This window comes from Prevotella sp. SGI.167 (assembly GCF_050313615.1).
Taxonomy (GTDB): Bacteria; Bacteroidota; Bacteroidia; order Bacteroidales; family Bacteroidaceae; genus Prevotella.
In genome coordinates, this window is record NZ_JBNPLT010000023.1 from 1 (window position 1) to 24,640 (window position 24,640).

Annotated in this window: 21 protein-coding genes; 4 read left to right on the forward strand and 17 right to left on the reverse strand. The window is 45.9% G+C overall.

Going from position 1 to position 24,640, the window contains the following annotated elements; translation table 11 throughout:
* The first annotated feature begins 39 nt into the window (after positions 1-39).
* Positions 40-132 (forward strand): smalltalk protein, encoded by a 93-nt coding sequence (locus tag ACQRBJ_RS11495; RefSeq protein ID WP_153121823.1) that lies wholly within the window; start codon positions 40-42, stop codon positions 130-132.
* A 161-nt stretch (positions 133-293) separates the two neighbouring features.
* On the opposite strand, the gene ACQRBJ_RS11500 is transcribed toward ACQRBJ_RS11495, so the two are convergent.
* The 17 genes from ACQRBJ_RS11500 to ACQRBJ_RS11580 all read right to left on the reverse strand — a co-directional run bounded on the left by ACQRBJ_RS11500 (position 294) and on the right by ACQRBJ_RS11580 (position 22,301).
* Positions 294-1,208 carry a zinc ribbon domain-containing protein gene (locus ACQRBJ_RS11500; protein ID WP_445303686.1) on the reverse strand — a complete coding sequence of 305 codons (915 nt, stop codon included), beginning with the start codon at positions 1,206-1,208 and terminating at the stop codon, positions 294-296.
* A 27-nt stretch (positions 1,209-1,235) separates the two neighbouring features.
* Positions 1,236-3,185, reverse strand: a complete 1,950-nt coding sequence (locus ACQRBJ_RS11505) for a peptidase U32 family protein (RefSeq protein ID WP_445303687.1) — start codon at positions 3,183-3,185, stop codon at positions 1,236-1,238.
* 25 nt (positions 3,186-3,210) lie between these two features.
* Complete coding sequence (metA, locus tag ACQRBJ_RS11510; RefSeq protein ID WP_293628777.1) at positions 3,211-4,128, reverse strand: homoserine O-acetyltransferase MetA; 918 nt, start codon at positions 4,126-4,128, stop codon at positions 3,211-3,213.
* A gap of 117 nt (positions 4,129-4,245) precedes the next feature.
* Positions 4,246-6,279 (reverse strand): M13 family metallopeptidase, encoded by a 2,034-nt coding sequence (locus ACQRBJ_RS11515; RefSeq protein WP_294967619.1) that lies wholly within the window; start codon positions 6,277-6,279, stop codon positions 4,246-4,248.
* Between the two features lie 204 nt (positions 6,280-6,483).
* Entirely contained in the window at positions 6,484-8,460 is a 1,977-nt protein-coding gene (locus tag ACQRBJ_RS11520) for an ABC-F family ATP-binding cassette domain-containing protein (RefSeq protein WP_445303688.1), read from the reverse strand.
* Between the two features lie 79 nt (positions 8,461-8,539).
* Entirely contained in the window at positions 8,540-9,814 is a 1,275-nt protein-coding gene (locus tag ACQRBJ_RS11525) for an S-adenosylmethionine:tRNA ribosyltransferase-isomerase (protein ID WP_445303689.1), read from the reverse strand.
* Between the two features lie 36 nt (positions 9,815-9,850).
* On the reverse strand, positions 9,851-10,555 hold the full coding sequence (locus tag ACQRBJ_RS11530) for a phosphatase PAP2 family protein (RefSeq protein ID WP_294967614.1): 705 nt from the start codon (positions 10,553-10,555) through the stop codon (positions 9,851-9,853).
* Positions 10,555-13,155, reverse strand: coding sequence for a BatD family protein (locus ACQRBJ_RS11535; protein WP_445303690.1), 2,601 nt, complete (start codon positions 13,153-13,155; stop codon positions 10,555-10,557). Before ACQRBJ_RS11535 ends, ACQRBJ_RS11530 begins: the two co-directional genes overlap by 1 nt.
* A gap of 62 nt (positions 13,156-13,217) precedes the next feature.
* Entirely contained in the window at positions 13,218-13,961 is a 744-nt protein-coding gene (locus tag ACQRBJ_RS11540) for a tetratricopeptide repeat protein (RefSeq protein WP_294967610.1), read from the reverse strand.
* A gap of 8 nt (positions 13,962-13,969) precedes the next feature.
* Entirely contained in the window at positions 13,970-15,001 is a 1,032-nt protein-coding gene (locus tag ACQRBJ_RS11545; protein WP_294967608.1) for a VWA domain-containing protein, read from the reverse strand.
* 12 nt (positions 15,002-15,013) lie between these two features.
* The gene (locus ACQRBJ_RS11550) at positions 15,014-16,012 is read right to left on the reverse strand and encodes a vWA domain-containing protein (protein ID WP_153121812.1); all 999 of its coding nucleotides are present in this window, start codon (positions 16,010-16,012) and stop codon (positions 15,014-15,016) included.
* Positions 16,013-16,069: 57 nt separating this feature from the next.
* Complete coding sequence (locus tag ACQRBJ_RS11555) at positions 16,070-17,149, reverse strand: hypothetical protein (protein ID WP_441936645.1); 1,080 nt, start codon at positions 17,147-17,149, stop codon at positions 16,070-16,072.
* 83 nt (positions 17,150-17,232) lie between these two features.
* Positions 17,233-18,102, reverse strand: a complete 870-nt coding sequence (locus ACQRBJ_RS11560) for a DUF58 domain-containing protein (RefSeq protein WP_218416869.1) — start codon at positions 18,100-18,102, stop codon at positions 17,233-17,235.
* 134 nt (positions 18,103-18,236) lie between these two features.
* Positions 18,237-19,232, reverse strand: coding sequence for an AAA family ATPase (locus ACQRBJ_RS11565; RefSeq protein WP_153121809.1), 996 nt, complete (start codon positions 19,230-19,232; stop codon positions 18,237-18,239).
* Between the two features lie 254 nt (positions 19,233-19,486).
* A complete protein-coding gene (locus ACQRBJ_RS11570) occupies positions 19,487-20,707 on the reverse strand; it encodes an MFS transporter (protein WP_445303691.1) in 1,221 nt (406 codons plus the stop codon).
* Between the two features lie 48 nt (positions 20,708-20,755).
* Complete coding sequence (panB, locus tag ACQRBJ_RS11575; protein WP_445303692.1) at positions 20,756-21,574, reverse strand: 3-methyl-2-oxobutanoate hydroxymethyltransferase; 819 nt, start codon at positions 21,572-21,574, stop codon at positions 20,756-20,758.
* 40 nt (positions 21,575-21,614) lie between these two features.
* Positions 21,615-22,301 (reverse strand): HAD family hydrolase, encoded by a 687-nt coding sequence (locus ACQRBJ_RS11580; RefSeq protein WP_217759788.1) that lies wholly within the window; start codon positions 22,299-22,301, stop codon positions 21,615-21,617.
* Between the two features lie 259 nt (positions 22,302-22,560).
* Here ACQRBJ_RS11580 and rsmG point away from each other — a divergent pair, with 259 nt between their 5' ends.
* The 3 genes from rsmG to ruvC all read left to right on the forward strand — a co-directional run bounded on the left by rsmG (position 22,561) and on the right by ruvC (position 24,638).
* Positions 22,561-23,184 carry a 16S rRNA (guanine(527)-N(7))-methyltransferase RsmG gene (gene rsmG / locus ACQRBJ_RS11585; RefSeq protein ID WP_153121805.1) on the forward strand — a complete coding sequence of 208 codons (624 nt, stop codon included), beginning with the start codon at positions 22,561-22,563 and terminating at the stop codon, positions 23,182-23,184.
* Positions 23,185-23,336: 152 nt separating this feature from the next.
* A complete protein-coding gene (locus ACQRBJ_RS11590; protein WP_153121804.1) occupies positions 23,337-23,981 on the forward strand; it encodes an MBL fold metallo-hydrolase in 645 nt (214 codons plus the stop codon).
* A gap of 21 nt (positions 23,982-24,002) precedes the next feature.
* Positions 24,003-24,638, forward strand: coding sequence for a crossover junction endodeoxyribonuclease RuvC (gene ruvC, locus ACQRBJ_RS11595; protein ID WP_445303693.1), 636 nt, complete (start codon positions 24,003-24,005; stop codon positions 24,636-24,638).
* Positions 24,639-24,640 lie beyond the last annotated feature (2 nt).

The window sequence follows — 24,640 nt, forward strand, 5'->3', positions numbered from 1 at the left end:
CCAGTTAATCACTAATAAATAATCACTAATGAAATGAAAATGAAGCGTGAAACTTGGAAGACAATCATTCAGATCTTGTTGTCAATCGTAACGGCAGTAGCCGCATCGCTCGGAGTAACGAGCTGCATGTAATAGCAGTAATGTGCTGCATGTAATAGCAGTAATGTGCTGCATGTAATAGCAGTAACGAACTGCATGTAAATTTTGGTTCTTAATATCCTCTCCATTCTGAAAGCCCTCTCCTGTTTCCCCATGTTCAGGAGAGGGCTTTTGCAGGGGCAAACGAAAAAATATCATTTCCTTTTAAGGTATGCCGTGATGGCAAACCAGATATAGGCTACCAATAATACATAGCCGATATAATATAAAGTAAGCACACTGAAGATGATGTAATCCATGGCGCAGACACTAGCCAATCCGCCCAGATACAAGACTCCTTCGCCCCATGGCAACCGATGATACACCTCATCTACGCAAGCCAGTCCTACTATGACAACAGCCCATACAGCAGCAAGGAAGACTCCCAGGATGCGGGGTACGGCAAAAGGATTGAGCGTGGGATGGAAATAGAAATGTCGCCATGTTTCCGGTTCGAAGGTCTGAATGGTGGCATAGAATGCAGCTGAGATTGCTACCAGTATGACCAGTGCCGTAGGATATGGAGAATCTATATCATTGTAATGCACTATATAGATGTTGCTGCAGCTCACCTTGCGTATCAGGTAAGCTATGGCTATCACAACTATAATGACCATGAAAATCAGTAAATGCTCATTACTGAATGTCATGATAAACTCAGATATCGGGTCGGCAGGAACAACCTGTTGCAGCATTTTCGATTCCCGTGTCCAGCCGAATGTATTATCTTCTGTTGCAAGCTGAACCCATACGGAATCGATGGAATCCTTTGGAACCATACGGATATCCGTTACTACCAACAGCATGTCTTTCTTTACTGCAAAAGAATCTACCGGCAATTCACTCATCAGTTCCTCAGGCTGTTGCTTGACAAGTACGAGTGAATCCTTGAATACCATAAAGTTGAATTTATTGGTATAATGGTGCGTCGTAGAAAAGGAAATGGAATCCAGCTGCTTGTTGCTATATTCAATGAGTGCAGCATGCTGCTGATGAGAATTATAACGATGATAGCAGCTACTGAGCATCATTGTGATGCCCAGTAACAGTAAGATGTATATGTGTTTCATTCTCATCATTTTCTATCGTTTATGAATTTAGTCAGAATATATGTTCATCTGACAAACGTTGCACGCAAATTCCAGTCTGAACCTTCTGCCATCGCCCAACTCCAGATAAAGCGGTTCTTTCCATATTGGCTTCCTGCCACCACGCTTTACGCAATAGCCAAGGGAGTAGCGGATGCAATGGCGACACTGCATGATGAGGCAATCATCGGTCTTCGTGCCTTGAATGGAGGTCTTGCTTAATTCGAAGGCTTTCTCCGTATGATTCAGCCCATGCTGCTTGTAAAACTCATGTGCACTCTTGTTGGCAATGTTGTAGAGATAACCATATTTGCCATATTCCCTCTGCCAGACTTTCACTTTGTTATCTCCTTCCGCATTACTCAGATGGCAGGAAACAGTCTTTGCTTCTGATGAAATATCAGCATTCTTTTCGATGTCTTCCATCAGATTTCTGCGCAACTCAGTCAGTACGCTGCTCGGAATGAAATAGTTGTCAGCCTGGTTCTTTATCTCCACTTTCCTGCACTCATAGATGGTACCGCCAAGCTTACTGAGCTGTCTGACGATATTATCATGCTGAGGCTTTTGAGCCGGATTGTGTCCAAAAGCCACAATACCCTTGCCCAGATAGTTGGAATCATCAGAACCCCATCCTATTCCCTGTTCTCTGACATATTGCGCTTCGGCAGAGAATCCGCAGTGACCATCCTCATCATACAGACTGAACGTAATCCTGACAGGAATCTTTCTTTCTGCCGTTTTTCCTGCGAGAATCTTTTCAAAAGCCTGGTCATTGTTACGGTACAAGCCCATTCCCGGACGTAAGTTCATCGGCATTTTCAATGGGTACAGACGGTTGCCCTGTGCACGGTTCACGCGGAAACCTTCCAATTCGTGCTCATCATTGATGAAGCACAAGCCATCACCATTGGTAAAACTGGCGATACTGGCTACATTGAAACTGTTGCCACGGATTTCCTTGACCTTGCCTACAAACTCGCCGATTGCCTTCGGAGTATCGAAACTTGCAATATCCGGCTGGCGTCCTTTCAGGAAATAGTTTGTAAAACCACGATTGAATGTCTTCTTTAAATTGGCTTCAAATTCATATCGTGGACGTCCAAAAGACGGGCGTGCATACTTCTGGGGATGTTTCCTGCAGATTTCATCAAGGCGCTGGCTATAGGCTGAAACAACGTTCTTGACATAACCTGCATCCTTCAATCTTCCTTCTATCTTGAATGAGCAGGCACCCGCATCAGCCAAAGCCTCCAGATTGTCGATTTGGCACATATCCTTTAAGGAAAGGAGATGACGCTGATGTTCTATTTCCTTGTTGTCCGCATCCAGCAAGTTGAACTTCATGCGGCAGAACTGGGCGCATTCGCCACGGTTGGCTGAGCGGCCAAAGCACCTCTCGGAAGCATAGCATACGCCGGAATAGCTTACGCATAATGCACCGTGAACAAACACCTCCAGGTCCATATCCGGAACAGCCTGATGTATGTCGGAGATTTCCTTAACGGACAGTTCTCTTGCCAGGACAGCACGGTTGAATCCCAGAGCCTGAAGCCATTTTACCTTTTCAGCACTTCGCGTATCGCATTGTGTACTAGAGTGTAATTCCCTTGTCCAGGTGAAGTCTACAGCTGAAGGACCCTTACCCTGCAATGCATACAATACTCCCATGTCCTGCAACAGGAGAGCATCAACGCCAGCCTCCTGCAAGTCACGGATCATATCCAGCGTATCATTGAGCTCAGAATCATAAATGATGGTATTGACAGTAACATGCACCCTTGCCTGATATTGATGGGCATAGCGGCATAGCTGTCTGATATCATCCAGAGAATTGCCGGCTGCAGCACGTGCGCCAAATCTTGGTGCACCGATATAAACAGCATCTGCACCATGGTCAATGGCTGCAATTCCACATTCAAGATTCCTGGCAGGTGCCAAAAGTTCCAGTGTTCTCATTATCTATATCTTCTTAAACTTTAGCTTACTTGATATCATCAATATTGTATGGTGTCTCCTGGTAAACGTAATAGTTGATCCAATTGCTGTAAAAGAGATTGGCATGGGCACGCCATGTTACCAATGGTGCCTGCATCGGGTCATCATTATAATAATAATTCTTCGGCAAGTCAACATCATCACGTTTTCCCATATCCCGTTTATACTCCTTGTCAAGCGTATTTGGGGCATATTCCAGATGACCGGTAACAAAAAACTCTCTTCCACCTCGTGCCATCACGATACTGACTCCACTTTCCTGTGATTCAGCAATAATATCGAGTCCCGGAACCTTGATGATATCCTCACGGCGCACTTCAGTATGGCGACTATGCGGCATGTTGAAATAATCATCGAATCCGCGGAAAATAGGAAGAGTAGAATCAAGCGGCTTCTGTGGAAATATACCAAACATCTTTTTATCCAGCTGATATTTTGGAACTCCATAGAAATGGTATAATCCAGCCTGAGCGCCCCAACAGATATACAATGTTGATGTAACGTGGGTGCGTGCCCAATCGAATATTTCCGTGATTTCCTTCCAATACTGCACATCTTCATACTCCATGGTCTCGATAGGTGCACCAGTTACAATCATGCCATCAAACTTCTGTTTAGACAATTCCTGGAAGTCCTTATAGAACATCATCATGTGTTCTATAGGTGTATTCTTTGGAGTATGACTCTTCAGTTTCATGAAATAAACTTCCAACTGGAGTGGCGTATTGGAGAGCAGACGTACAAGGTCTGTTTCCGTTGTAATCTTAAGTGGCATCAAATTGAGCACACAAATCTTCAATGGACGAATTTCCTGGCTATGAGCACGGCTTTCATCCATGACAAATATATTTTCATGCTTCAGCAATTCTATTGCAGGAAGCTTATCTGGTAGTCTTAATGGCATATTCTGTTTTTCCCTTTCTTTTTAATTTGGTGCAAAGTTACTAATTTTAGGCGATTTAAACAAAAAAAGGATGCTAAATTTCTATAGCATCCTTTAATTAATTACGATTTATTCATTTTACCAAAGTTCCAGACGCTCATTCTTAGGAATGAACATCTTGTCGCCCTGCTTTACACCGAATGCCTCATACCAGGCATCAATGTGAGGAAGAGCACCATCTACACGCCACTTGCCAAGCGCATGAGGATCGTTCTTCACACGGTTGCGAATCTCCTTCTCGGTGATGTTCTGACCCCATACACCTGCGTAAGCAAGGAAGAAGCGCTGATCAGCAGTAAAGCCATCCTTGTTCTTCAAAGGCTTCTTGGCTGTCGCATTCTTGAATGCATTGAAAGATACCATCAAACCACCGTGGTCGGCAAGGTTCTCACCCAATGTAAAGCGACCGTTGGCATTCAGGTCTGGCAATACCTTGATGTTGCTGAAGAAATCAGCATACATATCGGCACGCTTGTTGAAGCCCTCTGCATCAGCAGCGGTCCACCAATCCTTCAAGTTACCGCTGGCATCATACTGGCGACCCTGATCGTCGAATCCGTGAGTCATCTCATGACCAATCACTACACCAATAGCACCATAGTTGAATGCCGCGTCTGCCTTGGCATCAAAGAATGGATACTGAAGGATACCTGCAGGGAAGCAGATCTCATTGGTGGTAGGATTATAGTAAGCATTCACAGTCTGTGGAGTCATATACCACTCATCTCTGTTGACTGGCTTACCAGCCTTCTCAGCAATCTCCTTATTGTTGCGGAACTGACGGCAGGCCATCACGTTCTCATAGAAACTCTTGGATGGGTCGATGGTAAGCTTGCTATAGTCGGTCCACTGGTTAGGATAACCAATCTTGACATAGAACTTATCGAGCTTATTGTGGGCAGCAGCCTTGGTCTCTGCACTCATCCACTTCTGAGCATCGATACGCTGACCGAGACTCACCTGGAGATTCTTGACCAAAGTCTCCATCATCTTCTTGGATGACTCAGGGAAGAACTTCTTGCAGTAGATTCTGCCGAGTGCCTCACCCATCTGAGCATCTACCTGAGAGGTAGCACGCTTCCACAATGGATGGTCTTCCTTTCTGCCACTCATGGTCTTGCCGAAGAAATCGAAGTTTGCCTCACGGATCTCATCGGTGAGATAAGCAGAAGAACTGCCGATGACACTCCACTCCATCAATGCCTTCAAGGTCTCAGCATCCTCAGCAGCAGTAATCTTGTCGTAACCAGCCATGAATGCAGGCTGACCCACAATCATCTCCTGGATATATTCACTCTTGATGCCCTCGCCGTTAGCCAATGCCTCGAGAGGGATGTTTGGATAATTCTCCTTGAACTGCTTCAGGCTCATCTTGTTGTAGTTAGCCTGTGGGTCACGGAGTTCGGTACGGCTCTTGGAGATAGTAGCAAGACTGGTCTCGTGGAGGAATACCTTCTGTGCCTTCTTGGCTGCATCGGCAGCAGAGAAGCCATAGAGCTGGAACATCTTTGCCACGTAGGTCTTGAAAGCCTCACGGATAGCTACGGTAGCAGCATCGTTGTTGAGGTAATAATCCTTGGAACCGAGAGTCAAGCCACCCTGCATCACATTGTAGATGTTCATGGTAACGTTCTTCTCGTCAGCACCGAAACCGGTACCGAAACCTACGCCCAAGCCCTGCATGGCATACTTCACCTGCAGTTTCTGGAGCTCAGCCTTGTTCTTGGCAGCTGCAATCTCGTCGAGGAGAGGCTTTACAGGAGCAATGCCCTCCTTGTTGCGGCGGTCGATATCGAGCGCCAACTTGTAGAAGTCGGAAAGCTTCTGCTCGATGGTTCCAGCCTTGTAGGTCTTCTTCTTGAGCTCATCAAGGATAGAGTTGATACGCTTGTTGCTGTTCTCAGCCAACTGATCGAAACTACCATAACGGCTGTAGGCAGCAGGCAGCGGATTGTTCTTCTGCCAGCCACCGGTAGCAAACTGATAGAAATCATCAGCAGGCTTTGCTGTCTTGTCAAGATTGCTCAAGACAAGTCCCGACTTGTTCTGGGCATCAGCAGCCAAAGGCATGGCTGCGAGCATCATCATCGGAAGGATAAACTTCATTTTCATTTTCTCGTTATTTATTATTGATTTAATTATTCAAGTTTTGAAAGTTCAGGAGTTAAAGAAGTTAAAGGAGTTATCGCTCCCTACGGTTGCTGAGGAGTTAAGACATTAGTCTTTTTGGCGTAGTTTTTAAGCTGCAAGACATACGTCTTAACTCCTTAACTTCCTTAACTCCTTTAACTTCCTGATATGCGAATGTTCAGTTAACTATAAATTCTTGATTTCCTCCAGCTCTTCTGAAAGCATCATCCAGTTCTCGTTTTCCTCATCCAGGCTCTTCATCAGCTCGGTATATTCGGTAACGAGTTCCATATTCGTAGCGTTCTCAGGCTTCATCAGGAGGGCATCAATCTCAGCCTTGCGGGTTTCGAGCTTTTCAATCTTCGTCTCGCATTCCTTCACCGCCTTCTCAGCCTTGCGAATCTTCTTCTGCTGCTCCTTGTGCTCGGCATAGCTGAGCTTGCCGGAGGATGCCTCGGAAGAATCTGCAGATGATGATGAAGATGAAGAAGATGGAGATCCGGCAGATGACATATTCTGACTTACGCCCTGACTGGCCAGCGCCTGACTGATGCTCTCGGCATTGTGGGCACGGAGATAATCGTAGATACCGCCCAGATGCTCACGTACCTTTCCACCGGCAAACTCATATACCTTATCTACCAGTCCGTCGAGGAACTCACGGTCGTGGCTCACGATGATAGCGGTGCCGTCGAATGCCTTGATGGCTTCCTTCAACACATCCTTCGACTGCATGTCGAGATGGTTGGTAGGCTCATCGAGAATCAGGAGATTCACCGGTTCGAGCAGGAGCTTGATCATCGCCAGACGACTGCGCTCTCCTCCACTCAACACCTTGACATATTTCTCGGAAGTTTCGCCACCAAACATAAAGGCACCCAGCAGATCGTTCACCTTGAGACGCATCTCGCCGGTAGCCACATTGTCGATGGTCTGGAAGATGGTAAGGTTCTCATCTAGCAGCTGAGCCTGGTTCTGTGCAAAATAACCAATCTGCACGTTATGACCTATCTTGAGATTGCCCGTAAAAGGAATCTCGCCCATGATACACTTCACCAGAGTAGATTTACCCTCGCCGTTCTTACCTACGAATGCCACTTTCTCGCCACGCTTGATGGTAAGGGTCACATGGTCGAAGACGGTATGATCGCCATAATCCTTTCTCACCTCATCGCAGATGACAGGATAATCGCCGCTGCGGAGACAAGGAGGGAACTTGAGATGCATCTGCTTGGTATCCACCTCGTCCACCTCGATAGGAACGATTTTCTCCAACTGCTTGATGCGGCTCTGCACCTGTACAGCCTTGGTTGGCTTATAGCGGAATCGCTCGATGAAGTCCTTGATATCGGCTATTTCCTTCTGCTGGTTTTCGTAAGCGCGGAGCTGCTGCTCACGGCGCTCGGCACGAAGAACCACATACTCATCGTATTTCACCTTGTAATCCTCTACCCTTCCGCAGGTAATCTCCAGGGTGCGGTTGGTTACATTATTGATAAAGGCACGGTCGTGACTTACCAGCACCACCGCCTTGGCACTCTGAGCCAGGAACTGCTCCAGCCACTGGATACTCTCGATATCAAGATGGTTGGTAGGCTCATCGAGGAGGAGTACATCAGGCTTCTGGAGCAGAATCTTTGCCAGCTCGATACGCATACGCCATCCACCGGAGAACTCCCGGGTAGGACGGTCGAAATCTTCACGGGTGAAACCCAGACCGCTCAGGGTTCGCTCAATCTCAGCCTCGTAGTTTTCGCCGCCCATCATCATGTAGCGCTCGTGCTCCTGGGTGAACTTCTCCACCAGCTGGGCATAGCTCTCGCTCTCGTAGTCGGTGCGGTCGGCCATTTCCTGCTGCATCTTGTCGAGGCGCGCCTTCATCTCGGTATTGTGGGCAAAAGCCTTGCGGGTTTCCTGCTTCACGGTGGTATCATCCTGCAGTTTCATCACCTGAGGAAGATAGCCGATAGAGGTTTCATTAGGGATAGCCACCACACCGGAGGTTGGCTTCTGCAAGCCACAGAGAATCTTCAGCATCGTAGATTTGCCGGCACCGTTTTTACCTACCAGGGCAATGCGGTCGCGGTCGTTGATTACGAAGCTTACATCATTGAAAAGTGGCTTTACGCCAAACTCTACTTTCAGTCCTTCTACTGAAATCATACTATTTTACTTTGAACTTTGAATTTTGAACTTTGAACTTTATGATTAGCAGTTCTGTTATTGCTCTGACTTCTTCTCCTTACGGAATGAGCAAGGAGGAATCTCCGTAGCTCAGGAAGCGGAAATCATGAGAGAGGGCATAATCATATACCTTCTTCCAATCACCATGCAGGAAGGCACTCACCAGGAGAAGAAGGGTGCTCTGAGGCTGATGGAAATTGGTTACCAGCATCTTCACAATCTTATAGGTATAACCCGGAGCGATGATGATCTGCGTGCTGGAGTGAAGGGCTTCCAATCCGTTGCGGTCGAGGTAATCGACGATTGCCTGGATAGCCTGCACCGGAGTGATGTCATCCACCAGATTGCCATCTGCCGACAACTCGTATGGATCCCACTGTTTTACATGCAGGTCCTCTTCACTTGCCTCAGGATGCTTGATGAGATGCACGCCCATATAGTAGAGACTCTCGATGGTGCGCACACTGGTGGTTCCCACGGCGATAACCTGGCACTCGTGCTTGATGAGCTTCTCCAGACTGCGACGATGAACCACGATATATTCGGTATGCATCTGATGACCTTCTATCTCAAGACTCTTCACCGGCTTGAAGGTTCCCGCTCCTACATGAAGAGTTACCTCTTCACGGTCGATGCCATGCGCATCCAGGTCCTGGAGCACCGCATCGGTGAAATGCAGACCGGCTGTTGGGGCAGCCACGCTACCCTTGATCTTGGAATATACAGTCTGATAAGTGGTCTTGTCACTTTCTTCTGTCTTGCGGTTCAGATAAGGAGGGATAGGCAACTCTCCCACTACCTCGAGAATCTCGGCAAAGGAAACATGCTCGTTGTCCCAGTCGAAATCCACCCAATAGTTGGTGCCACCACCCTTGGCTACCATGTCTGAAGCCTCTACACTGAGGGCATCTCCACGGCGCATGGTAGCAGAGAGAGTAAGCTGATGACCCTTGATTTCGAAGTCTCGCTTCAGGCTTCCCTCTTTCCATTTCTTCAGGTTACCAATCATACAAAGCCATGAGCAGTGACCCGATGTCTGGAACATCAGCTCATAGTCGGTAGGTGCAGCAGGTTCCATCAGGAACACCTCGATGAGTGCTCCCGTCTCCTTGCGGAAATGCATGCGCGCCTGGATTACCTTGGTATTATTGAATACCATCATGGCACCCTTTGGCAGATAGTCGGGAAGATGGAAGAACACATCGTCGCTTACCTCGCCATGCTTATAGACCAGCAGTTTACTGTGGTCGCGCTGTGAGATAGGAAACTTGGCGATGCGCTCATCAGGCAAATCGTAATTATAATCGCTTATCTTAATATGTTTTGTATCCATTATGTTTTATTATCGAATTCTTTTATGTAGAGTTTGTTAAACGATACCAGCCATGACAACACTTCTTGTCACTACATATACTAATGTGAGCATTAAAATGACCATTGCCTTATCGATATCGTCATGATCATATCCTGTACTTGTATACTGGTTGGAGATATAATTAATCTTTGGAGAAATCCGAAGATAAATCTTGTAATAAAGCAGATAGACCAGAATGCCTACGATGATACCGATAATCATGCCGCAAAGAATATCTGAAGGGTAATGTACACCTAGATATAATCGCGTCCAACAGTTTATGAGAGACCATATTACCAGTGTTATCGTGAGCAATTTACTACGGATAAGTAAGGAGAAGAAAACAGCCAGCGACATCGTATTGGCAGCATGTGCAGAGCAGAAGCTATAACCCTTCAGACGGATATCGTCCACAACCTGCACCATATACTTGAATGTAGGATCATTTGAAGGTCTCCATCTCTCAGCCAGCTGTTTGATGATGCCGTCAACCAGTCCATCAGCAAATAGAACGCAGAAGATTGCGCTTCCCACCACCAGGGCTATCTGCCCCATCGTCTCATTGTTGCGCATAACAACAAAAAAGAGCATGACGTAGAGTGGTATCCACGTCAGGCCCGATGTTAATATCTGTACCATCTGGTCAAGCATGATGTTGTCGCTACCATTGAAGATGCTCAACACCTGCATGTCCATGTCTTGTATTTTACTGAAGTCCATTATATTTCTTCTATATGTTTGGTTTCTATCCAACCTTCTCTGCCATCAGCAACACGAATGCCTCGCCATCCATTTATTGTCTTGTCGGTAATATCCACCCGGGTTCCTTCATGCAGGACAAACAAGTCAGCACTTTGTTTGGCAGGTGTCTTCTTGATATTTACCGATGGTTCCATAATGATGGCACCCGTCCTGTTTATCAGAACCTGTTTCTGCTGATAGGCAAACAGATTACTTATCAGGAAGGAAATCAGGAAGAACAAGCCTCCGAAAAATCCTATCTTACGCATGAAGAGCTGAGGTCCAAAGAGATAAACCAATACGAGTATCAACGCCATGATGATACTGAAGATTCCAATCTTTGCCCAATTGTCTACACTCGTGTAGTTGACAAGCATCCTGTACCATGTGACGAAAAACATTTCTGATGCCGGTGTAATCTTGTCAATGGTCTTGCTTCTTGCAAACTGGAGATTGAAATTGATGTCCTCATCTCCCGGGTCGTATAAGTGAGCACGCTCATAGTTGAGCACAGCCTTCGTGATATTGTCTGTACGGAAATAAGCATTGCCGAGATTATAATAGATGGCAGCAGATGCCCTGGTCTTCAATATCTCCTCGTAATCACGAATAGCTTGCTGATAATTACCTTTCTGATACTCTGTATCTGCATTCTGTTTGGTGATGGCACCAGCCTCAAGAGTGAAGCCAAGCATCATTGCCAGAAGCATGATGAGGGAATATCCGTTGCGATTGGTCTTGCGCTTCTTACGTGCCATATTGATTGCATTCTCTATTTCCATGATTCCTGTTATTGCAGCATTGAATGTATGATTCATATTACCCACTGAATCGCCTGGTGCATAACGCTCGAATTCACACTCATCAATAGCAGTAGTAAACTTCTTGATGGTATCTTCGTCTACGTTGTGAGAAATCATTTTCTCGCGGATGTTCTCACGATTCAGCTTTTCTACAGGTATATTCAGTTTGTAACTGATATATCCCCATAAAGCACGTAATACTTCATCATAAAACTCTCCCTGTTTGTGCTTTACCATCAAGAGATGAGCTTTCTTCAAGCGCTTGGTTGCCATCTTCTTTGCCTTGTTGGAGCGCATCTTGACGATGTCGGCATTTTCCATAGCTCTGCGATGGAAGATGATAATCAATGCGATGAAAGCAAGCAGAGGAATCAACAGACAGATCCAATAGCTTGCGCTGCCATAAAACATGTCGTTGATGTTCTGGTGACAGTCTTTGCCGAGCTTCAGGGTATGAATGTCCTTGTCTTTGTTGAAATCAGCACCTTCATTGCTGTTACTTGAGCCGTCACCCTTATCAACCTTGATGGTGAATGGTTGAGTCTTGATGGTCTTATACCTGGATGATGATGTATCATAATAGGTAAATTCGATGGCTGGTATGGTATACTGACCTTGATTGCGAGGTACCGCAAGGAAGTCGTAAATCATATTGCCCTCCAGACCATTGGCAGTAAGTCGGGTTTTGTCTGTTATTTTTGCATCATACTGATCGAAGTCTTTCGGGAATTCGATAATAGGCTGTTTCAGCAGCTTCAGATTTCCGATACCTCCTACAACCACACGTATATTGATGGGGTCGCCGGCTTTTACTTCTTTCTTGTCTATAGTGGCAGAAATATTAAACTTACCTACTCCACCTGAGAAATCAGCAGGTCGTTGCGGTAATGGGTCAACCGAAATGGTAATACCCGGAGCCTTGATATCCTTGTGAACCTCAATATAACCGGAACCTCCATTAAAGAAAGCTTCCATAGGATCAATATTACGGTTTTGCTGGACAACGATTCCCTTGAAATTGATGGAAGGTATTTCCAGCTTTCCTGTCATCTGTGGATACATGACGTATTGACTCCAGGTCACGCATTTGTATGGTCGGCCGTTGACCATCTCTGTATGGAACTGCTTCTGTTGAGGAAGCGGAACTTCCTGAGTATGAAAACCTTTCAAATCAGGCATCTTACCCTCCAATTGGGTAAGTTCAACCAGAGTATAAACCTTATAAGTCAGCAAGATAGGTTCTTGTTCTGTGACATGTTTCTTGTTGGCAGAAACCTTGATGAAGAGGTCGCTGCCAGAAATGCTGGAACCAGCCTGTCGCATATGAGGTTCATCATTATCATTTCTTCCATGCATCTTGGTAGAACCATTAGGATTACGGGCAGCCTGTCCGGTAACATTAATCTTAACAGCGCGGGATGCCAGTTTCTTTCCCCCTACAAGGACCTGGGAAGAACCGATGGTGAAAACACCATTCTTGGCTGCATAAAGCGTATAAGTAATCGTTACGGAAGAAGATGATGATGTATGTCCGTTTATCATCTGATAACTGGACTGTTGCGATGTGTATGGACCAGCAATGACCTCCAGCCCGTTCGGCACGTTTCCCATGCGGAATTCCTCCACGTCGCATGCATTGATGGTATACGCAACACGGAAGTTTTCACCTGCCGCTACATGGGATGGAGCCGATACTTTCAGGTGTTGGGCAACAGCATTTATGCTGGCGCTCATCAGTATCATCAAGATGATAGTAAACCTACCTATATGTTTCATATTTATTATCTAATTACAAATTATATTCTTTATCTTACAAATGAATATCTAAAGAGACAGAGCTACCAGTTTTTGTCATATACCTTTCGGCGTGGCTGGCTCATTGCCTTCTGCATCTTGCGCTTCGTAGCTTTCTCTTGCTGGATAGCAGCGTTCAAGAGCTGTTCGGCATTGTCGCGACTCATTTTTTCCTGATTCTGCTTGTTCTTGTCAGAATTATTCTTGTCCTGATTCTTGTTTTGCTTATCTTTGTTTTGGTCGTTCTTATTTTGCCCGTCCTTATTTTTGTTCTTGTCGTTCTTCTTGTCCTTGTTTTTATCGTTTTTATTCTTGTCCTTATTGTTCTTGTTATTTTGATTCTGCTGGTTGTTCTTGAGCAACTTTTTGCAGAGGGCAAGATTATAACGAGTCTCATTGTCTTGAGGGTTGCATCTTAAAGCCATCTTGTAATACTCGATGGCCTGTGCATATTCCCGGTGGTTTTGCATCACTACTCCCATATTGTGATAGCTCTTGGAGCGGCGGAAGATATTGCTCTCCAATTGTGCAGCATTACCAAACTGAACCATTGCCAGTGAATCTTTCTGCTGCGCCAGCAAGGCACAGCCAAGGTTATATATCGCCTGTGGATTCTTCTGATTCTTGGAGATAGCCTTGCGATATTGGGTCTCAGCAGCTGCCCACTTCTGGGACTTGAAAGCCCTGTTTCCCTGGCGTATCAAGTTGCGGTCGGTTTGTGCGTCAGCGTTTGTCCCACCTACCAACAGAAAAGCTACCGTTACTATTATATAATGTATATAGTTCATATCTTATATCATTTCTTCAAATCTTTCTTAAAGAACTTGATGTTCCTAAGCATCGGATTCTTCACTTCCATCATGCAGACCTCAACGAGGAGCAAGAGTATAATCAAGATTCCTACAGCCTGGAACTGTTCGTCATAAGCACTGTAGATGACACTGGTCATATCCCCTTTCTGCAATTTTGCCAAGTCATCGTTGAGCGCTTTTTCTACATCGCTAGTATTATCTACATGGATATACTGTCCTTTGCCAGCCTGTGCCAATTCGCGGCACATCTGCTCATTCAAGGCGGTCATTACCGTATTGCCGGCATTATCTGTCAGATAAGAGCCGTCTCCCATAGGGATTGGAGCACCCTTGGCGTTACCGATACCCAGGATAAACACGTTGATGCCTTTCTTGTTGGCCATCTGGGCTGCATCCTGAGCACCCACCTCATGGTTCTCACCATCAGTTATCACGATGATAGCCCTACCGATGTTTTCCTGCTGGGTGAAACTCTTTGAGGCAAGACTGATAGCCTGGGCTATGTTGGTGCCTTGAGTTTGTATCAAGCTTGGCGAAATGTTCTGCAGGAACATCTTGGCAGAAACATAGTCGCTGGTGATAGGCAACTGCACGAAGGCATCGCCAGCAAAGACGATAAGACCAATCTTGTCGTTGCTGAAGTTATCTACCAGATTCTCTATCAGCATCTTGCTCTTGTCGAGACGGGATGGAGCCACATCTTCTGCCAGCATGGAATTGGAAATGTCCAGACAGATCATAGTCTCGATTCCGTTGCGCTTGTCGTGAGAAACCTTGCTACCCATCTGCGGTCGCGCCACCATCACGATAAGTAATGCCAGGGCTGCAAGCATCAGCACGAATTTCACCGTTGGGCGGTATTTGGATATGTCGGGCATCAGCTGTTTGAGCAACTCAGGGTCTCCCAGTCTTCTCAGTTTTGCCCTTCTTTTTCTCCAACCGATAAAGCGTACCAGTATGAGTACCGGGATTATCCATAGAAGCCAGAGAAATATAGGATCTTCAAATCTTAACATTGTTCTATATATTTATGGTATTCTTCTGAGCCAAGTAATGCGCAGCAAAATCTCCAGGAGCAATACCAGGAGTGCTGCCAAGGCAAAAGGCTGATAAGCCTCATAGCGTTTGGCATAATGCTTCACATTGAATTTTGACTTCTCCAGTTTGTCGATATCTTGATAAATCTTCTTCAACTCCGCATTGTTGGTAGCACGATAGAAGTTACCGTCTGTGGTTTGCGCAATGTCGCGCAGGGTCTGCGTGTCAATTTCTACTGGAATATTGACATATTGCACACCACCGGCTACTGGCATTGGGTATGGAGCCACCTTGTTGGTTCCCACGCCGATGGTATAAACACGGATGCCATAGCTCTTGGCAATTTCTGCAGCTGTCATAGGCGATATGTCGCCCATGTTGTTACTGCCATCCGTCAAGAGAATCACCACCTTGCTCTTAGACTTGGAATCCTTCAATCGGCTTACTGCATTTGCCAAACCCATACCTACAGCAGTACCATCATCGATGAGTCCGCGTGCGGCAATGTCAGTTCTTGTATCTTGCAACAGGCGCAGCAGACTGGCATGATCGGTAGTCATTGGACATTGGGTGAATGCTTCACCTGCAAAGATGGTCAAGCCGATATTGTCGGTAGGACGACCTGAGATAAACTCATTTGCCACATCCTTAGCCGCTTCCATTCGGTTTGGCTTCAGGTCTTCAGCAAGCATGGAGGTTGATACGTCCATAGCAAGCATGATGTCAATTCCCTCCACAGTCTTGTTGTCCCAAGAATGATGAGTCTGTGGGCGAGCCATGGCACACACAATGAGCACAAAGGCGATGCATCTCAGTACCATAGGCAGATGGATGAGTCGCACTCGAAGACTCTTTGGCGCATACTGATACATTCGGGTATCGCTCATGCGCATAGTTGGCTCACTTTTCTTTCTCCCAAGAAAATACCATAAGATATAAGGTATCAGCAACAGGAGTAGCAGAAAATATGCTTTACTTGCAAATTCCATTTCTTATAACATTTATAGTTTGCATCACTCTGATGATTTTGTCTATCAGTGATGGTTTTACATCAACAGCATGACAACTTGATAGATGATATAGCCTAAGATAGCAACAGCGCTGAAGCCTCCTATCCAAAGCAGCGTTTTGATGAGGCGGCGTTGCTGCTGAGACTTCTGGTCCTCGCTGCTGAGCGTAGGCACAATTTTCTCTTCCTTAGGCAGCTCATTGGTCTTTGTCTGGTCGATGAAGTTAATTGCATTTACCAGGTTAGCATCATTTTCATTCATCGGAATCTCGTATTTGGCGAACTTGACGAGGTCGGCTGTTGAGAAGAGCATTCTCAATTCGTCAATCATCTTCTGATCGCCAGAAGCACGCAGGTTCTCAATGATTTCAGTACTGGTCATCTCCATGGCATTGAAACCAAACCGATTTACTATATATTCACGCAGCGCATTGGTAAGGTGAGTATAGTACTCCTTCTGTGTTTCCTGGTTCGATGTACTGTGATGCTGTTTGATGTAGTTAATCTCTTTCAATGCCTTCTCATGGGCAGGCACACGTTTGATGATACGGATGCGGGCAATGATAGGCTTATTCTTCTTCAATCGGTTGCGCAGATAGAGCATTGCTCCACAGACGATTAACAGCAGAAAGCTCAACCAAAAGGCGAAGCTCCACTCACTCCAGAGGAAGGGATTCTCCTGCACCGTCTTGGGAGGATAGAACTGATTGGGATGAACCGTATCCACGGGTACTGTGAGCACCTTCAGCGCCAATGGGTTGCCGTGGCAGTTCTTACCGTCTATCTTCACATTGAGTGCCGGGATGGCATACACCTTCTCATCAAAAGATGTGATGGTATAGTCGCGGCTTACCACCATCTGGTTGTCACCTAGATGCATGGTGTCACCCTTGCTCTGCTCCACCACCTCAACACCTGGAACTATCTGGACCTGAGGCTTGAAGGATGGCATCACCACCTTGGCACCCTTTCGGGCTGTAGCCTTAAGGTGCAGGATGGTCTGCTGTCCGATAAGCATCTGCAAAGAATCGATGCGCTGTTCCACTGTCTGGCTGAAAGCCAAACCAGAACAGCCCATAAGAGCCATTGTCAATATGATATTCTTAATTTTCAACATTGTTGCTTTACTTTGAACTTTGAGCTTTGAACTTTAAACTTTATGATTAGTAAAGCCGTAGAATTCTTCACTCTTCACTCAATTTAACCTCTTTGTTTGAACAGTGCCAGGAGCGACTTCGAAAAGTCCTCATTGGTTGCGACTGATGTCCAATCCACCTTGCTTTTGGCAAAGAGCTGGCGCAGGTTGTCCTGGCGTCGGAACCAGTTCTGTGCATGAGCCACTCTCAACTTTTTGGAACTGGTGTCGATATACATCTCATGCCCTGTCTCTGCATCCATTACTTTCAGCAATCCTACGTCAGGCAACTGTTTGGCTCTCGGGTCATATACCTGAATGCCCACCACATCATGTTTCTGGTTGGCAATCTGCAAGGCATGCTGATAATCCTTCTGGTCGTAAAAGTCACTGATTAGGAAAGCCGTACAGTGGCGTTTCATCACGCGTGTGAAGTATTCCAAGGCACAGCCGATGTTGGTACGCTGGCTCTGAGGGTGGAAGTCGAGCATTTCTCTGATGATATAAAGAATATGCTTTCTACCCTTCTTAGGTGGAATATATTTCTCTATTCTGTCGGAAAAGAAGATGACACCTATCTTGTCGTTGTTCTGGATGGCACTGAAAGCCAAGGTGGCAGCTATCTCGGTTGCAAGGTCGCGCTTCATCTGGCGCATCGTACCAAAGTCGAGCGAGCCACTCACATCCACCATCAACATCACGGTAAGCTCTCGTTCCTCTTCGAACACCTTGACGAAAGGACGATGAAAACGTGCCGTGACATTCCAGTCGATATCTCTCACGTCGTCACCATACTGGTATTCGCGCACCTCGGCAAAGGCCATACCCCTGCCCTTGAAGGCAGAATGGTACTGACCGGCAAAGATGTTCTGGCTCAATCCGCGAGTCTTGATCTCAATCTTCCGAACTTTCTTTAAGATATCTTGTGTATCCAACTTATTACTTTGAACTTATTTACTTTGAACTTTGAACTCCTTTACATTGAGCTTTGAACTTTGAACTTTGAACTTTATGATTAGCTAAGCAAATGAATTCTTCACTCTTCGTTCTTCACTCTTCACTTACTTCATCAAGGCACTTCCACCTTGTTGATGATACGGCTTACGATTTCCTCGCTGGTCACTTCGCTAGCCTCAGCCTCGTAAGAAAGACCGATACGATGGCGGAGCACATCGTGAGCCACAGCACGAACATCTTCAGGAATCACGTAACCACGGTGCTTGATGAAAGCATAGGCGCGAGCAGCCTTGGCAAGGGAAATGCTGGCACGAGGACTACCGCCGAAGGTAATCATGTCCTTCAGGTCGCCCAAACCATAACGGTCAGGATAACGGGTAGCGAAGACGATGTCGGCTATATACTGCTCAATCTTCTCATCGATATACACCTCGTTCACGATGCTGCGGGCCTTCAGGATTTCTTCTGCTGTAGTTACAGGAGTAACCGTTGGCAGACCGCCCTGAATATTTTCACGGATGATGAGCTTTTCTTCCTCGATAGTTGGATAGTCAATGATGACCTTGAGAAGGAAACGGTCCACCTGAGCTTCAGGAAGCTGATAGGTTCCCTCCTGTTCTACCGGGTTCTGTGTTGCCATTACCAGGAACGGATTTGGCAATTTAAATGTCTGTTCGCCGATAGTAACCTGATGTTCCTGCATTGCCTCGAGCAAAGCACTCTGTACTTTGGCTGGAGCACGGTTGATTTCATCAGCCAGAACAAAGTTGGCGAACACCGGACCACGCTTTACATGGAAGGCTTCGTCTTTCTGAGAATAAATCTGTGTTCCCACCACGTCGGCAGGCAACAAATCTGGTGTAAACTGTATGCGGCTATAGTCTGCACTTACTAACTGTGACAATGTTTTGATTGCGAGAGTCTTCGCCAAACCAGGCACACCTTCAAGCAAGATGTGGCCGTCAGAGAGAAGACCGATGAGAAGACAGTCAACAAGGTGCTTCTGACCTACGATGACCTTGTTCATGCCCATTACCAAATTGGTAACAAACTGACTCTGTTGTTCAATCCGGATGTTCAACTCACGGATATCAATAGCTTCTGCCATAATTCTTATAATATTATTTTACGTTTTATTCTACTTTTTACGATGAATTAGGGTGCATATCTACACCCTCCCTCTTAAATCAAACGCAAAAGTACTGAATTATGGGGACAAAAGCGAATAATGCTAACTAAATAATATTAAAAATGTTTCACAAAAGCTATTTTTAGAAACTTTTAATGAAACCCTTCCTATATATGGAATCTTTCTTTCAATAAAATGTCATATTTAGGAAGGGCTGGATGATATAAGAAACCTTAGCGATTACGATGTTTCATATACCAGGGATGTACGACGAAATTATACAGGACAAGTGACAGACCTGTAAATATCATGCCTGGAATAAGCACTTCGTGAACGGTTGGGTTGAAGATGACGTTATTGACGCCCGGAACTTGCTTGTAAGCATTTTCCAAAAACATAAAACCTATCGCAATACCTAATGATAGCCCAAATTCCCATGCCAGAAAGAAGGAACTGGTACTGGTGCCGCGCTGACAATGCTTGGCCAGCTTGATGTAGAAAAGCAGAAATCTGCTACCGATCACACCTATTCCCATACCTAGCAGCAAAGGCACAAGCACCTCTACGGCAAAGTCCTGGTCGTTTAATGAAACGAACTCGGCTGCTCCCATTAATACCAAGCCCACGAGAGCCTGACTCTTCAAGTCGGCATCGGCAAAGACATATTTCTCTGCAACAATAGCCATCAGCAGTCCTAACAGAAACATCAGGTAAACCGTCTGGTTATGAGGAATGGCAAAATACATTCCTGCGCCTATCAATATGAGTACAATATTGATGAACAGCGGGATGCCTTGTGGCAGGAAGAAACGATCGTAACTGAAAAGCGGCAAGTGCTCAGAGGGAGCCTTGAAGGGGAACTTTACCAGCGATACAAGTACGAAAGCTCCAAGAGCCAACAGGGAAGCTACCGGAAAGATAAGGTGCATGTCTGAAAAATCATCAACAAGCCAAGCGATAATTGGTCCCGTGGCAATAGATAGTCGGGCGAACCAGGAGGTGATATAATTCGCCTCGGTGCGCTGGAAAGACTCGCAAGTGTCAATTACCAACGTGCTGGTCAGGGCCATTTGTGCCAGTCCTAAGAATGCGCCCTGTACTACTCGTGCTGCTACAAGAACTCCAAAGCCGAACTTGATGTTCCAGAAGGTCTCCAGATAATAGAGTGCAACGAGACTGATTGCCACGCAACAGATAGAAACCAGACATACTCTGTTACGGCGATAGCGTTGCAGGAGATAGGAACAGAAGCCACCCAGAAGGAATAAACCAAATCCGTAAGCACCTACTACAACTCCTATCTGCCAGTGACGATAACCTTCAATGGTCATAAAATAAGGTATGCCGATGATGAGCATGCAGACACTCGTCATCAGAAGCAGGTTGGCAAAACAGAGTCTCCAGAAGTCCCGATGCCATAATTTAATATGTATGGGCGTGTTTTGTGTATCCATAACCAAAAACTTTATGAACTATATGACGCTAAAATGTAGAGAGGAGGCTTAATAGCTCTCCTCTATGCTTGGATATTCTGTACTCTTAACGGCGTCGATGTATGCCTTCACACCCTTCTGCATCTCCTCGCCTACCTGGGCAAAGTGGCGCAGGAACTTTGGCTTGAAGCCTTGGGTCATACCAAGAGCATCAGCATAGACCAGAACCTGTCCGTTGCAACCGTTGCCGGCTCCGATACCGATAGTTACGGCTTTCACCTGTCGTGTTACTTCAGCCGCCAATTTAGCTGGAACCTTTTCCAGGACAATGGCGAATACGCCAGCCTTATCAAGAGCGATAGCATCGCTGATGAGCTTCTGAGCCTCAGCCTCATCCTTGGCACGGATACCATAACCACCAAACTTGTTGACGCTCTGTGGAGTGAGTCCAAGATGACCATGCACAGGAATACCGGCGTCTACCAGAGCCTTGACAATATCAGCAATTTCGATGCCGCCCTCCAGCTTGAGTGCGTCTACTCCTGTCTCCTTCATCATGCGGCAAGCATTGCGAAGAGCCTCTTCCTTGCTGATCTGATAGCTGCCGAAAGGCATATCGCATACCACGAAGGCATGCTTGCAGGCACGAGCCACGCTGCGGGCATGGTAAATCATCTGGTCAACAGTAATTGGCAAAGTATCTGCATTTCCAGCCATTACATTGCTGGCAGAATCGCCAATCAGGATGCTGTCGATGCCAGCGGCATCCAGAATGCCTGCAGTCGTAAAGTCGTAAGCTGTAAGCATTGTAACCTTCTCGCCTGCTGCTTTCATTTCAGCAAACGTCTTGGTTGTAATTTTCTTTTTGTCAGTAGATAAATATCCCATGATTATTATATTATCTTTTTCTGTATTTATTACTTCTTGATTACTTCTTGTTTTCTTCTACAACTTTCACTAAGTCGGCAAATGTAAAGCCAGAGTAATCGGCAATTACATAGTCGCTATATGGCTCAATCGACTCCTTGGAATTGGTAGTGGAAAGTCCGAGGGTGAATGCACCTGCAGCACGTACAGCCTTCAAGCCGTTGAAGCTGTCTTCCAGTCCTACGCACTCTTCCGGCTTGGCATCAAAGCATGCTGCGCCCTTCAGGTAGCAGTCCGGATCCGGTTTGCTCTTGGCGAAGTCTTCGCTGGTCAATACACGGTCAAAGTAGCCTTTGAATTCCGGGTGCTGTCTGTAGACATTCTGCATCTTCTGAACGTTGCTACTCGTTACTACAGCGCACTTTACACCATTCTGCTTCAAGTCTTTGATGAAGTCTTCGAAGCCAGTGATGTAAGGGTACGACATATTCTTCTCAAATTCATTGAGACGAGTAGTAATCTTATCCTGTTCTGACTTTGCATCGGTATAACCTTTGATATGAGCAAAAACAGAATCTTCAGAGAAGTACTTATCATAAATCTGTACTAATGTCTGTCCTTTGATGCGGTACTCGAAATCTGGGATTTCCGGATGATATTCACGTCCAATCATACCCCAGAAGATGGAATACTGTGATTCGGTTTCGAACACTACGCCATCCAGGTCAAATAATGCAGCCTTTATCATATTAACTATTCTATAATATCTGTTATGTTTTACTATCTAATTGAGTCGAACAAGCAGTTTTATGCATTTTTCTGCTCTACAACATCTTTTTTTCGGGTGCAAAGGTACACATTTTTTTAATAAGTTGGGACCAAAATCTAAATAAATATATAAAAAAAGCTATATAATTTTGTTTTGTCCACTAATTGCGTTAACTTTGCACCTTAATATATTAAAAGATTCACTTAAATAAGTAATATAAACGAAAGATAATAGAAGGATGAACATCATAGAGAAATATTTCACCCATCTTACTGATGAGCAGAAAAAGCAGATAGCAGCGCTCGATGAGCTGTATCGCGACTGGAACAACAAGATCAATGTCATCAGCCGTAAGGATATTGACAACCTTTATGAGCACCATGTGCTTCATTCCATGGCAATAGCCAAGGCCATCAATTTCCGTCCTGGTACAGAGATTCTTGACTTCGGATGTGGTGGCGGTTTCCCGGGTATTCCGCTTGCCATTCTCTTCCCAGAATGCCAATTCAAGCTCATCGATGGAACCGGCAAGAAGATTCGCGTGTGCAATGAGGTGGCTTCTGCCATCGGCTTGAAAAATCTTGTGGCTGAGCACTTGCGTGGTGAGGATGAGAAAGGAAAGTATGATTTCGTGGTAAGCCGTGCTGTGATGCAGTTGCCTGACCTGATGAAAATCATCAAGAAGAATTTCAAGAAGAAGGGGCAGAACGCTCTGCCTAATGGCTTGATTTGCCTGAAGGGCGGCAATCTGCAGGAAGAGCTCAAGGATTACCGCAATGTGGCAGAAATCACTCCGCTCAGCACCTTCTTCGAGGAAGAATGGTTCAAGCAAGACAAGCAGCTTATCTATGTTCCGGCGTAGAAGTGAAGAGTGAAGAACGAAGAGTTGTGAAGAGTGAAGGATTCAATAGCCTTTACTAATCATAAAGTTCAATGTTCAAAGCGCAAAGTTCAAAGTAAAGGAGCTCAAAGTTCAAAATAAAGGAATTCAATGTTCAAAGTAAATAAAGTAAAATGTTACATATAGAAAGATTTCAAGTCAACATGTTGCAGGAGAACTGCTATGTTGTAAGTGATGAGACCAAGGAATGCGTCATCATCGACTGTGGAGCGTTCTATCCTGAAGAGCGCAATGCCATCACCCAATATATCCGTAAGAACGAACTGAAGCCGGTTCATCTGCTCGTTACCCATGGCCATCTTGACCACAACTTCGGCAACGACACCATCTATAAGGAGTTTGGCTTGAAGCCGGAAGTGGCTCAGGGCGATGAGAAGCTGATGAAGGGGCTGGCCCATCAGGCAGAGACCTTCTATCAGATGCAGCTGGATACGAAGTTCCCTCCTATCGGTCATTTCTTCGAGGAAGATGAAATCATCAAGTTCGGCAGCCATGAGTTCAAGGTTATTGAGACTCCTGGTCATAGCAACGGTTCCGTCACTTTCTATTGCGAGGCTGAGCATGTTGCGTTTACCGGCGATACCCTCTTCAAGAGTTCTATCGGCCGTACCGATTTCCCTGGTGGCAGTATGTTCCGAATCATCAACAGCCTGCGCCATCTGGGTATGCTCCCTGATGAAACCAAGGTGCTTCCTGGTCATGGCGATGCTACCAGCATTGGAGAGGAACTGGCGCACAATCCTTACATGGACCGATAATTTTAACCAGAGAATCAGAAATTGAAAAAGAATAATACAGAGAAGATCATTCTTGGAATTGACCCGGGAACCAACGTGATGGGCTATGGTGTGATACGCATCATGGGCAATAAGGCTGAGTTGGTGGTGATGGGTGTCATCGACATGCGCAAGGAGAAAGATCCCTATCTGCGACTCGGCAAGATATTCGAGCGGGTTACAGGCATCATCGATTCTTATCTCCCTGACGAGATGGCGATTGAGGCTCCCTTCTTTGGAAAGAACGTGCAGTCGATGCTCAAACTTGGTAGAGCTCAGGGAGTTGCCATCGCTGCTGCCATCCATCACGATGTGCCCATCCATGAATATGCTCCTCTGAAAATCAAGATGGCAATTACCGGACAGGGACAGGCATCCAAGGAACAGGTGGCTGCGATGCTGCAACGCATGCTCAACATCAAGGAGGATGAAATGCCGAAGTTCATGGATGCTACCGATGCACTGGGCGCTGCCTACTGCCATTTCCTGCAAATGGGCAGACCGGAGATCAGCGACAAGCATTATAGCAGCTGGAAGGACTTTGCACAGAAAAACCAGTCGCACATTGGCGGCACCAACGGCATGACTGGGCCACAAGCCAAACTTCTGGCTGCCATCAATCGCACAACACATAAATAAAA

Excerpts from the sequence above, each read along its gene's own strand:
- ACQRBJ_RS11495 (WP_153121823.1), top strand. The coding sequence starts at position 40 with ATGAAGCGTGAAACTTGGAAGACAATCATTCAGATCTTGTTGTCAATC.
- ACQRBJ_RS11500 (WP_445303686.1), bottom strand. The coding sequence starts at position 1,208 with ATGAAACACATATACATCTTACTGTTACTGGGCATCACAATGATGCTC.
- ACQRBJ_RS11505 (WP_445303687.1), bottom strand. The coding sequence starts at position 3,185 with ATGAGAACACTGGAACTTTTGGCACCTGCCAGGAATCTTGAATGTGGA.
- metA (WP_293628777.1), bottom strand. The coding sequence starts at position 4,128 with ATGCCATTAAGACTACCAGATAAGCTTCCTGCAATAGAATTGCTGAAG.
- ACQRBJ_RS11515 (WP_294967619.1), bottom strand. The coding sequence starts at position 6,279 with ATGAAAATGAAGTTTATCCTTCCGATGATGATGCTCGCAGCCATGCCT.
- ACQRBJ_RS11520 (WP_445303688.1), bottom strand. The coding sequence starts at position 8,460 with ATGATTTCAGTAGAAGGACTGAAAGTAGAGTTTGGCGTAAAGCCACTT.
- ACQRBJ_RS11525 (WP_445303689.1), bottom strand. The coding sequence starts at position 9,814 with ATGGATACAAAACATATTAAGATAAGCGATTATAATTACGATTTGCCT.
- ACQRBJ_RS11530 (WP_294967614.1), bottom strand. The coding sequence starts at position 10,555 with ATGGACTTCAGTAAAATACAAGACATGGACATGCAGGTGTTGAGCATC.
- ACQRBJ_RS11535 (WP_445303690.1), bottom strand. The coding sequence starts at position 13,155 with ATGAAACATATAGGTAGGTTTACTATCATCTTGATGATACTGATGAGC.
- ACQRBJ_RS11540 (WP_294967610.1), bottom strand. The coding sequence starts at position 13,961 with ATGAACTATATACATTATATAATAGTAACGGTAGCTTTTCTGTTGGTA.
- ACQRBJ_RS11545 (WP_294967608.1), bottom strand. The coding sequence starts at position 15,001 with ATGTTAAGATTTGAAGATCCTATATTTCTCTGGCTTCTATGGATAATC.
- ACQRBJ_RS11550 (WP_153121812.1), bottom strand. The coding sequence starts at position 16,012 with ATGGAATTTGCAAGTAAAGCATATTTTCTGCTACTCCTGTTGCTGATA.
- ACQRBJ_RS11555 (WP_441936645.1), bottom strand. The coding sequence starts at position 17,149 with ATGTTGAAAATTAAGAATATCATATTGACAATGGCTCTTATGGGCTGT.
- ACQRBJ_RS11565 (WP_153121809.1), bottom strand. The coding sequence starts at position 19,232 with ATGGCAGAAGCTATTGATATCCGTGAGTTGAACATCCGGATTGAACAA.
- ACQRBJ_RS11570 (WP_445303691.1), bottom strand. The coding sequence starts at position 20,707 with ATGGATACACAAAACACGCCCATACATATTAAATTATGGCATCGGGAC.
- panB (WP_445303692.1), bottom strand. The coding sequence starts at position 21,574 with ATGGGATATTTATCTACTGACAAAAAGAAAATTACAACCAAGACGTTT.
- ACQRBJ_RS11580 (WP_217759788.1), bottom strand. The coding sequence starts at position 22,301 with ATGATAAAGGCTGCATTATTTGACCTGGATGGCGTAGTGTTCGAAACC.
- rsmG (WP_153121805.1), top strand. The coding sequence starts at position 22,561 with ATGAACATCATAGAGAAATATTTCACCCATCTTACTGATGAGCAGAAA.
- ACQRBJ_RS11590 (WP_153121804.1), top strand. The coding sequence starts at position 23,337 with ATGTTACATATAGAAAGATTTCAAGTCAACATGTTGCAGGAGAACTGC.